The 1,325-nt window shown below is 69.7% G+C and carries 1 protein-coding gene and 1 pseudogene; both read right to left on the bottom strand.

Annotated features, from left to right (window positions below; all coding sequences use genetic code 11):
- Positions 1 to 101: 101 nt before the first annotated feature.
- Positions 102 to 875: an IS21-like element helper ATPase IstB gene (gene istB / locus FYJ40_RS08870; RefSeq protein WP_139913201.1), complete on the bottom strand. Its 774-nt coding sequence runs from the start codon at positions 873 to 875 to the stop codon at positions 102 to 104.
- Positions 875 to 1,325 (bottom strand): annotated as a pseudogene (locus FYJ40_RS08965) (IS21 family transposase); the annotation flags it as partial. The pseudogene FYJ40_RS08965 and the gene istB, both read right to left, overlap by 1 nt.

Here is a 1,325-nt window from a genome sequence, read left to right as displayed (position 1 = left end):
TGTTAGCGTCAATCTATTTTTCACCAGTTTCGCTAAACAGGCGCACCGTTCGCGCAAAGGCGGTTTCACCGGTTGCGCTAACGTATTTTCACCGATTCCGGTCACGGCTTGACGGGCCCGTCCCTCGGCAGGTCCTTCAGCCTGTAGGACCTGCCGGTTATCTTGACCAGGTGGCAGTGGTGGCACACCCTGTCCGCGATCGCGCTCGCCGCCACGTCGTCCCCGAACACCCTGCCCCAGCCGCTGATCCCCACGTTGGTGGTGATGATCGTCGAGCGCTGCTCGTAGCGCGTCGATATCAGCTGGAACAGCAGGTCCGCGCCCGCGCTGCCGACGTCGAGGTAGCCGAGCTCGTCGATGATCAGCAGCCTCGAGTGGGCGTAGTACTTGAGCCTCTTCTTGAGGATGCCGCGCGACGAGGCGTCCTCCAGGTCCTCGACGAGCCGGGCGCAGTCCACGAACCTGACCTCGCGCCCCGCCCTGACGGCCTCGATGCCCAGCGCGACGGCGAGGTGCGTCTTGCCCACGCCGGGGCTCCCCACGAACAGGACGTTCTCGGCCCGCTCGACGAACCTCAGGGTCGCGAGCTCCTCGATCTCGGCGCGCGGGACCGAGGGCTGGAAGTCCCAGTCGAAGTCCGCCAGCCCCTTGACGTAGGGGAACCCCGACGACCGTATGCGCTGGTTGGTGATCCTGACCTCCCGGGCGGCGACCTCGACGCGCGTCATCTCCTCGAGGGCGGAGGCGAAGCCCCGCTCGCCCGCGGCGACCATCCTCACGTAGTCGGGCAGGGACGCCGCCATCTCGTGCAGCCCGAGCGCGGAGAGGTTCGCCTGCGCCCTGATCGAGGGGCTGCCCTCCGCGACGGCGCCCATCACGCCCCTCCGAGCGAGTCGAGCAGCGCGAGGTTGGCGCGCGCGGCCTCCGCGATGTCCGCGTCGGCCAGGCCCCGCTTCCCCTCGAGGGCCTGCCCGTAGTGGTCGGGGTCGTAGTTGATGGGCCTCGACGGCCCGGACGCGGCGTCGTGGACGGCGACCTCCTCGCCGGCCATCCTCACCACGACCTGGCCGCCGGGCATCGCCACGACGCTCACGCGCCGGCCGATGCAGCGCCTGGGCACGGACCACTCCCTGCCGGCGGCCCTGACGAGCATGGTCGGCGGGACGGTCTGGACGCTCACGTCGCCCACCATCGACTCGAGGAGACGGAGGTTCCCGATGGGCCGCAGGCTCTCCTTCTCCCGCATGAACAGCGCGTCGGGCGGCAGGCCGGTGGTGCGGTTCGGCTCAGAGTTTGCCTGGGCCTCGACCCGGGCCACCGCCTCG

It is taken from the genome of Collinsella sp. WCA1-178-WT-3 (M1), assembly GCF_009696325.1.
Lineage (GTDB): Bacteria > Actinomycetota > Coriobacteriia > Coriobacteriales > Coriobacteriaceae > Collinsella.
Note: the sequence above shows the minus strand (reverse complement) of the source record. Positions and strands in the feature narration are given on the sequence as shown.